The organism is Dissulfurimicrobium sp., assembly GCF_049968175.1.
Classification (GTDB): domain Bacteria; phylum Desulfobacterota; class Dissulfuribacteria; order Dissulfuribacterales; family Sh68; genus Dissulfurimicrobium; species Dissulfurimicrobium hydrothermale.
On the sequence record NZ_JBMFRG010000072.1, the window covers coordinates 1 to 7,945 of the forward strand.

The following is a 7,945-nucleotide window of genomic DNA, read 5'->3' on the forward strand; positions in this document are numbered from 1 at the left end:
TCGAGGCCGCCTTCTCTGGCAGCTTCAGCCAAAACCTTCACCCTTCCATGGTATAGATAACCATTACGATCAAAGGCAACCTTTGCTATGCCAATATCTTTGGCGCGGATAGCTAATAATTGGCCAACGTGCCTAGCAATATCCTTTTTCCCGCTGCCCGTTTCAGATGAAGCGATCTTTTCCCTCAATTCTTTAGATAGACTCGAAACCGACACCAATGTTCTATGTTGTTCATCATCAATGATCTGGGCATAAATATGCTTCGTTGTTCTAAATACCGAAAGTCTGGGGCGTTCGGCATTGCCAAACAATTTTTTACGAATACGTTTTTTTCTTTTTAATCTTGCTTGTATCTTTTTGTTAAGATTTTTCATTTATATTTTCCAACGTCTTGAAATTATATTTTATTTTTTTGATTTAGTAGCTGTTTTGCCTGCCTTACGAATGATATTTTCATCGGCAAATTGAATACCCTTGCCTTTATAAGGTTCTGGCGGCCTTAATGCCCTAATCTTAGAAGCTACTAATCCCAATAATTCTTTATCATATCCTTCTAAAATTATGCGTACTATTTTTTGTCTATCAACTTTAGCCGTTATTCCTTTCGGCAACGGAAATTCAATGGGATGAGAATGTCCTAAATTAAAGATTAATTTATCGCCCTTTTCTTCAATCTTATAACCAACCCCCGTAACTATAAGTTCTTTTTGAAATCCATTTGCAACACCTATAATCATATTATTTAACAATGTACGGGTAAGGCCATGTATAGAATGAGACTGCCGTGAATCATTCATATTTTTAACAAGTAATTGATTATCAACTAATTCAACAGTTACCAATGGACTAATTTGTCTAACCAAAATTCCCTTAGGCCCACTTATAGTAATTTTATTGTCTTCTATATTTACCTTTACTCCCGAGGGCAAAGGAATAGGTTTCTTACCAATTCGAGACATTAATATTTCTCCTGTTTACCAAATTGCACAAAGCAACTCACCGCCAACTTTATTATTTTTAGCCTGAACATCAGTCAAAATTCCCTTTGATGTCGATATTACGGCAATTCCCAACCCTCCGCGAATAGTAGGTAACTTATTATGGCTGCAATATATTCTTCTTCCTGGCTTACTAATTCTTTTCAATCCTAAAATAATTGGATTTTTATCAACATATTTTAATGCAATCCTTAACACATCTTTACCATTTTCTTTTATAATACGATAATTTAATATATATCCTTCGTCTTTCATGAGTTTAGCAATATTTATTTTTAACTTCGACGAAGGCATATCGACACGATCATGTCTCGCAGATATTGCATTTCTGATACGTGTCAACATATCAGCTATTGGATCAGTCATTCCCATATATGTATCTCCTAGCCTAATGTTTGATCTACCAACTAGCCTTAACCACTCCAGGTATATGCCCCGTTGAAACCATTTTTCTAAAACATATTCTACAAATACCAAATTTGCGCAAAAAAGCTCTTGGACGTCCACATAATGGACATCTATTATATTGTCTAATTTTAAATTTAGCTTTGCGTTGAGCTTTTATCAATAATGCCTTTCTAGACAATTTTACCTCCTTATCCTTTTACTTACGAAAAGGCATGCCAATTGCATTTAAAAGATATCTAGCTTCTTGATCGGTTTTAGCTGTAGTTACAATAGTAATATTAAGTCCTTTAATCTTATCTACCTTATCGTATTCTATTTCAGGGAAAATTATATGTTCTTTTATGCCTAGCGTATAATTCCCTCTGCCGTCAAATCCTTTTGGAGATATACCTCTAAAATCTCTAATTCTTGGAATGGCAATATGTATAAGTTTTGTCAAAAAATCATACATTCTCTGTCTTCTCAAAGTAACAGTACAACCGATAGGAACTCCTGTCCTTAGTTTAAAAGCAGCGATCGATTTTTTTGCCCTAGTTACAACCGCCCTTTGTCCAGCTATCCTGGTCAACTCTTCCATTGCACTATCTATAATTTTGGGATTCTGTATAGCCTCTCCCAGACCCATATTAAGAACTACCTTTTCCAATCTTGGAACTTGAAATGCGTTAACATATCCAAACTGTTCCATCAATTTTGGAACGGCTATTTCTTTATATTGTTGTTCTATAAGAACCATTAAAATGCCTCCAACCTTATCTTAATTTGCATCTGGAATTGCATCTCCACATTTTTTACAAACACGAATCTTTTTCCCATTTTCTAAGAATTTATGAGATATTCTGGTTGGTTTTGTGCATTTAGGACATAAAAGCATAAGATTGGATATATGTATCGATGCCTCTTTTTCTACAATACCACCTTTAGAACCAGGACCCGGTTTCGTATGTTTTTTAATAATATTTATACCTTCAACACGTGCTCTGTATTTACCAGGTAATATCTCTATAATTTTACCTACTTTTGCTTTATCTTTACCGGCTAAAACAATTACACGGTCATTTTTGCGTAAATTTGTCTTTGAAACCTTCATAGCAGCACCGCTCCCAATATCTTATAAAACTTCAGGAGCTAAAGAAATTATTTTCATATATCTCTTTGCTCTTAGCTCCCTTGCGACTGGCCCAAAAATACGTGTACCTATCGGTTCTCCATATTGATTGACAAGGACTGCTGCATTCTCATCGAAGCGAATCAACGATCCATCAGGTCTTGACAACTCTTTTTTAGTACGGACAATAACAGCTTTTGCAACATCACCCTTTTTTACTTTGGAATCAGGCAGTGCTTCTTTAACTGCTACAACTATTAAATCACCAATACTTGCATATCTACGCTTTGTTCCACCCAGTACTCTGATACAACTAACTACTTTGGCCCCTGAATTATCTGCAACTCTTAATGTAGTTTCTTGTTGGATCATAAATGATCCCTCCCATTTCTTAGACAGCTTTTTCCAAAATCTCTCTTACTATCCACCGCTTTCGTCTGCTAATCGGTTTACTTTCTTCTATTAATATTTTATCACCTATATTACAACTATTATGTGGATCATGTGCCATATATTTTTTACGGTGCTGAATGTACTTACCATATATTGGATGTTTAAAACGACGGTTAACAATAATAACTACTGTTTTATCCATTTTATTGCTGGCAACAATCCCAACAAATGTTTTTTTCTGCTTCTTTACACTCTCCATCAAGATCTCCAACTTATTTTATCAAGATCGTAATTCATTTATAATAGTTTGTATCCTGGCAATATCACGTCTAACCGATCTTATGCGCATTATATTTTCAAGTTGATGAGTCCCATGTTGAAATCTTAAATTAAAAAGTTCATGCCTTAAGTCGCTTTCTTTTTTAATGAGCTCTTCAACTGTCAGCATCCTCAATTCCTTAGCCGGGATCATATCACTTCACTCCTGGATACAAACTTGGTTGGAATTGACAATTTATGTGCGGCCAAACGAAAGGCCTCCCTTGCCGAGGCCTCATCAACACCCTCCATTTCATACAAAATACGGCCTGCACGCACAGGCGCAATCCACATCTCTACAGGACCCTTACCGCTACCCATTCTTGTCTCCGCTGGTTTTTTACTTACCGGCTTATCAGGGAAAACCCTTATCCAGACCTTGCCCCTCCTTCGAACGAAACGATTGATGGCAATACGTGCAGCCTCGATCTGCTGGGCGGTGATGCGGCCGCTCTTCGTAGCCTTAAGCCCAAAATCTCCAAAGGCCAGGGTTGAACCTTTGTACGCAACCCCTCCTATCCTACCCTTCTGTTGCTTTCTGTATTTTGTCTTCTTGGGACTAAGCATATCAACCTCTTAAACGGCTATAGGGAGGATCTGGGATTCTTTTTCGGGCAGTATCTCACCTTTAAAGATCCAGACCTTTACACCTATAACTCCATATGTAGTCTTTGCCTCGGCAAGTCCATAATCAATGTCTGCCCTCAATGTATGCAAAGGGACGCGCCCTTCGAGATACCACTCACGCCTTGACATCTCCGCTCCCCCCAGACGCCCCGAGCAAGCAATCCTGATCCCCTGGGCGCCGAACTTCAAGGCCATATTCACCGCCTTTTTCATTGCCCTGCGGAACGAAACCCTATGGAGCAGCTGCCCGGCTACATTTTCAGCCACAAGTTGTGCATCAATTTCTGGTCTGCGGACTTCTATTATATCAATCATAACAGGCCGGCTAATCATCTTTTCGATATCTTTTTTCAGCATCTCTATCTCTGCGCCCTTTTTACCTATAACTATCCCCGGCCTGGCGCAATTTATGCGCAATCTCAATCGCTGCGCTGCACGTTCTATCTCTATTCTTGATATACCAGCGTGATAAAGTCTATTTTTTATGTAATCTCTTAATCTTTGATCCTCTATAACAAGCGCCGGATAATCCTTCCCTGCATACCACCTAGAATCCCACGTCCTTGTTATTTTCAATCTAAGACCTACCGGATTAACTTTTTGCCCCAAAACTGCCTCCTCTCCCTAATCAAGCCTCATCCAAAACAACGGTTATATGAGCAAGCCTATGCAATATACCAAACGCCCTGCCCTGAGCCCTTGGACGTATCCTTTTTAACTGTGGACCATTGTCGATTAAAAGTTTTTTTATATATAGCGTATCAACATCTATATTAGGATTCTGATCCGCATTTGCTATCGCTGATTCCAACACCTTTTTTAAAAATCTCGCCGATTTCTGAGGCAATACACCCAAAATCTGCATCGCTTCACCGGCCTTCTTGTTCCTCACCAAATCCGCCACCAATCTGGCCTTTTGCGGCGAGACCCTGATATATTTAGCCACTGCCCTTGCTTCCATCTATTTACCCCGCCTTTTTCTTATTTACGAACCTTGGTCTTTTTGTCTGCAGAATGGCCATGATATGTCCTTGTAGGTGAAAACTCCCCTAGTTTGTGGCCGACCATATTTTCCGTGACAAATACAGGTATAAATTTCCGGCCGTTATGAACAGCAAAAGTCATGCCAACCATCTGCGGAACTATCATGGACCTCCGCGACCAGGTCTTTATGACACGCCTATCGTTGGTCTCCAGCGCAGCCTGAACCTTTTTCATCAGGTGTTCATCTATAAACGGACCTTTCTTTACTGACCTTGGCACCTTAATACCTCTTAAATGGATTATTTCTTTCTAGGTTTTATAATAAATACATCACTTGGTTTCTTTTTCCTGGTTTTATAACCCTTTGTAGGCCAACCCCATGGACTGCAAGGATGTCTTCCACCTGATGACTTGCCTTCACCGCCGCCCATCGGATGATCCACAGGGTTCATTGCTACACCCCTTACACTTGGCCTTATTCCAAGCCAACGGCTCCTACCGGCCTTGCCAAGAGAAATATTCTCGTGGTCGAGATTCCCAACCTGACCGATCGTCGCCATACAGGAACCCAAAAAGACCCTGACCTCGCCGCTTGGAAGTCTCAATTGAACACGATTCCCTTCTTTAGCCATCACCTGCGCAGCCGTACCCGCACTTCTTACAATCTGCCCGCCTTTATTGGGCCTCATTTCAATGTTATGCACCAATGTACCCAATGGTATATTTTTTAGTTGCATACAATTGCCGGGTCTCACATCGGCCGACGCATCTGAAATGACCATATCGCCCTTGTTTAGACCAAGCGGCGCCAAGATATATCTTTTTTCGCCATCGGCATAGTGCAACAATGCAATATTGGCGGACCTGTTGGGATCATATTCGATCGCCGCAACCCTTGCCGGAACTGACATCTTATCCCTCTTAAAATCTACTATCCTATAGTATCTTTTATGGCCGCCGCCTCTATGTCTTGCAGTAACCCTGCCGTAATTGTTCCTACCCCCGCTCTTCTTCAGCGGCTCGATCAGACACCTCTCGGGGGCCTTGTCTGTCAAGGTTTCATCCTTCAAAACGGTCATGAAACGTCTGCCCGAGGATGTAGGTTTATACTTTTTGATAGCCATCTTAAACCTCAGAAAAGAAATCTATAGTATCGCCGGGCCTAAGTCTTACTACAGCCTTTTTGGTATCGGCACGCCTTCCGTGAAATCGTCCAACCCTTTTTGTCTTGCCTTTTATAACAGCTGTCTGGACATCTTGAACCTTTACCTTGAAAAGCTGCTCTACGGCCCTTTTTATCTCTATCTTATTGGCACACCTATCTACCCTGAAAACCACCTGATTACCCAGTTCTTTCTGGAACGTGGCCTTCTCGGTTAAAAGAGGTGAATGTATCACCGAATAAAGGTCCCTCATGGTTGCAGTCTCTCCTCTATCAATCCAACAGCTGACTCTTTCAATATCAGATGCCTGTATTTGAGGAGGTCAAAGACATTAAGGGCCTCCTGTGAAAGGATCTTGATATTGGGTATATTCCTTGCTGACAACTCCAGCATCCTATCTTCACCATCGATCACAATGATCGCCTTATTTACATCAAACCGCTTTAAAAATCCACTGAAATCCTTTGTTTTAATCCGCTCCAGCCCGAAATCGCGCACCACGTACAAATTATCTTCGAGACGCTTGGCGCTGAGCGCCATCCTCAAAGCAAGTCTTCGAAGCTTCTTAGGGATGTTGTAAAAATAACTCCTCGGTTTAGGTCCGAAGACTGCACCGCCTCTCCTCCAGAGAGGGGATGTATTACTGCCTGCCCGTGCACGACCCGTACCCTTTTGACGCCATGGTTTCTTACCGCCCCCGCTGACCTCGCTCCGTTCCTTTGTACTTGCATTGCCTGACCGTCTTTTAGCCAGTTGCCATTTGACGACCTCGTGCAGCACGCCCTCTTTCGGCGTGATATTAAATATCTGGTCACTTACCTCTATATCGGATATCTTTTGCCTTTGTGAATCATAAACCGCCAGGGTTGCCATCTTACTTTGTCTCCTCTATTTACATTTTATATAGACAAGCTGGTTTGTCGCCCCCGGCACACTCCCCTTGACCAGAAGAAGGTTTTCTTCAGGCCGCATATCAACCACCATTGAATTTTTTACAGTCACCCTTTTGCCGCCCATACGCCCAGGCATACGCTTGCCTTTAATAACGCGTGAAGGAAATGCACTCTGCCCCACCGATCCCATCTCCCGATGGTGTTTTGATCCATGGGCCATAGGGCCTCTGCTGAAACCATGTCTCTTTACTGTACCGGCAAATCCACGGCCCTTGCTGACCCCGACGATATCAACCAATTGGCGTAGGTCAAGATCTTTTAAGGTCAATATCTGGCCCAACTCGAATGCGTCGATATCATCAACTTGACATTCGGATATATGATAAAACCCGTGATCAAGCCCAATCTTTTTGATCTTTCCAAGTTCAGGCATGTTGAGTCTTCCTAGAGGTTTGGCGCGGAAACCTATTTGCAGGGCGTCATAGCCGTCAACATCCCGTGTCTTTTTCTGGAGCACAGCGCAAGGACCAACCTCCAAAATCGTAACGGCAATCGACTGCCCCGTGCTCAAAAAGGTCTTGGTCATTCCAATCTTACGGCCCATCAGGCCCTTTAATCCTAACATCTAAGTACCCTCTACAGCTAAAATTTATACAATAACAATTATTAAAGTTTTATTTCTACATCGACGCCGGCTGAAAGCTCCAACTGCATAAGGGCATCTATCGTCTGCTGCGTCGGATCCAAGATATCTACAAGCCTCTTGTGTGTCCTCAATTCAAACTGCTCTCTGGACTTTTTATCTATATGGGGCGAACGCAAAACGGTATAACGTCCTATCGACGTAGGGAGCGGTATGGGACCGGCTATACGCGCACCCGTCCTTTTTGCGGTATCAACTATCTCTCCTACCGATTTATCCAGCTGCTTATGATCATAAGCCTTAAGACGGATTCTTATCTTGCCCGTTGGGATCATCCCTCGATTCCTCGCCTAATTATTCTATAATCTTACTCACCACACCTGCGCCTACGGTACGGCCCCCTTCACGGA

18 protein-coding genes are annotated in these 7,945 nt (G+C 41.9%); all 18 read right to left on the minus strand.

Annotated features, from left to right (window positions below):
• On the minus strand, window positions 1-374 hold a 374-nt coding region (gene rplR / locus ACP5SG_RS08565; RefSeq protein WP_428123556.1), incomplete at its 3' end, for a 50S ribosomal protein L18.
• A gap of 30 nt (window positions 375-404) precedes the next feature.
• The gene (rplF, locus tag ACP5SG_RS08570) at window positions 405-959 is read right to left on the minus strand and encodes a 50S ribosomal protein L6 (protein ID WP_237889280.1); all 555 of its coding nucleotides are present in this window, start codon (window positions 957-959) and stop codon (window positions 405-407) included.
• A 15-nt stretch (window positions 960-974) separates the two neighbouring features.
• Window positions 975-1,370 carry a 30S ribosomal protein S8 gene (gene rpsH / locus ACP5SG_RS08575; protein WP_237889279.1) on the minus strand — a complete coding sequence of 132 codons (396 nt, stop codon included), beginning with the start codon at window positions 1,368-1,370 and terminating at the stop codon, window positions 975-977.
• Between the two features lie 28 nt (window positions 1,371-1,398).
• On the minus strand, window positions 1,399-1,584 hold the full coding sequence (locus ACP5SG_RS08580) for a type Z 30S ribosomal protein S14 (protein WP_237889278.1): 186 nt from the start codon (window positions 1,582-1,584) through the stop codon (window positions 1,399-1,401).
• Window positions 1,585-1,602: 18 nt separating this feature from the next.
• Complete coding sequence (gene rplE, locus ACP5SG_RS08585) at window positions 1,603-2,142, minus strand: 50S ribosomal protein L5 (RefSeq protein WP_237889277.1); 540 nt, start codon at window positions 2,140-2,142, stop codon at window positions 1,603-1,605.
• 21 nt (window positions 2,143-2,163) lie between these two features.
• A complete protein-coding gene (gene rplX, locus ACP5SG_RS08590; protein WP_237889276.1) occupies window positions 2,164-2,496 on the minus strand; it encodes a 50S ribosomal protein L24 in 333 nt (110 codons plus the stop codon).
• Between the two features lie 21 nt (window positions 2,497-2,517).
• Window positions 2,518-2,886 carry a 50S ribosomal protein L14 gene (rplN, locus tag ACP5SG_RS08595; protein WP_237889275.1) on the minus strand — a complete coding sequence of 123 codons (369 nt, stop codon included), beginning with the start codon at window positions 2,884-2,886 and terminating at the stop codon, window positions 2,518-2,520.
• 19 nt (window positions 2,887-2,905) lie between these two features.
• Window positions 2,906-3,166 (minus strand): 30S ribosomal protein S17, encoded by a 261-nt coding sequence (rpsQ, locus tag ACP5SG_RS08600; protein ID WP_237889274.1) that lies wholly within the window; start codon window positions 3,164-3,166, stop codon window positions 2,906-2,908.
• Between the two features lie 21 nt (window positions 3,167-3,187).
• Complete coding sequence (gene rpmC, locus ACP5SG_RS08605; protein WP_424661157.1) at window positions 3,188-3,379, minus strand: 50S ribosomal protein L29; 192 nt, start codon at window positions 3,377-3,379, stop codon at window positions 3,188-3,190.
• Window positions 3,376-3,792, minus strand: coding sequence for a 50S ribosomal protein L16 (gene rplP / locus ACP5SG_RS08610; protein WP_237889273.1), 417 nt, complete (start codon window positions 3,790-3,792; stop codon window positions 3,376-3,378). Before rplP ends, rpmC begins: the two co-directional genes overlap by 4 nt.
• A 9-nt stretch (window positions 3,793-3,801) precedes the next feature.
• The gene (rpsC, locus tag ACP5SG_RS08615; RefSeq protein WP_237889272.1) at window positions 3,802-4,461 is read right to left on the minus strand and encodes a 30S ribosomal protein S3; all 660 of its coding nucleotides are present in this window, start codon (window positions 4,459-4,461) and stop codon (window positions 3,802-3,804) included.
• Between the two features lie 19 nt (window positions 4,462-4,480).
• Window positions 4,481-4,813 (minus strand): 50S ribosomal protein L22, encoded by a 333-nt coding sequence (gene rplV, locus ACP5SG_RS08620; protein WP_237889271.1) that lies wholly within the window; start codon window positions 4,811-4,813, stop codon window positions 4,481-4,483.
• A gap of 20 nt (window positions 4,814-4,833) precedes the next feature.
• Window positions 4,834-5,115 (minus strand): 30S ribosomal protein S19, encoded by a 282-nt coding sequence (rpsS, locus tag ACP5SG_RS08625; RefSeq protein ID WP_237889270.1) that lies wholly within the window; start codon window positions 5,113-5,115, stop codon window positions 4,834-4,836.
• A gap of 20 nt (window positions 5,116-5,135) precedes the next feature.
• Complete coding sequence (gene rplB, locus ACP5SG_RS08630; protein WP_237889269.1) at window positions 5,136-5,960, minus strand: 50S ribosomal protein L2; 825 nt, start codon at window positions 5,958-5,960, stop codon at window positions 5,136-5,138.
• 1 nt (window position 5,961) lies between these two features.
• Window positions 5,962-6,252 carry a 50S ribosomal protein L23 gene (locus ACP5SG_RS08635; protein ID WP_237889268.1) on the minus strand — a complete coding sequence of 97 codons (291 nt, stop codon included), beginning with the start codon at window positions 6,250-6,252 and terminating at the stop codon, window positions 5,962-5,964.
• Window positions 6,249-6,872 carry a 50S ribosomal protein L4 gene (gene rplD, locus ACP5SG_RS08640; protein WP_237889267.1) on the minus strand — a complete coding sequence of 208 codons (624 nt, stop codon included), beginning with the start codon at window positions 6,870-6,872 and terminating at the stop codon, window positions 6,249-6,251. Before rplD ends, ACP5SG_RS08635 begins: the two co-directional genes overlap by 4 nt.
• A gap of 15 nt (window positions 6,873-6,887) precedes the next feature.
• On the minus strand, window positions 6,888-7,517 hold the full coding sequence (rplC, locus tag ACP5SG_RS08645; protein ID WP_237889266.1) for a 50S ribosomal protein L3: 630 nt from the start codon (window positions 7,515-7,517) through the stop codon (window positions 6,888-6,890).
• Window positions 7,518-7,558: 41 nt separating this feature from the next.
• Complete coding sequence (gene rpsJ / locus ACP5SG_RS08650; RefSeq protein WP_237889839.1) at window positions 7,559-7,867, minus strand: 30S ribosomal protein S10; 309 nt, start codon at window positions 7,865-7,867, stop codon at window positions 7,559-7,561.
• Window positions 7,868-7,945 lie beyond the last annotated feature (78 nt).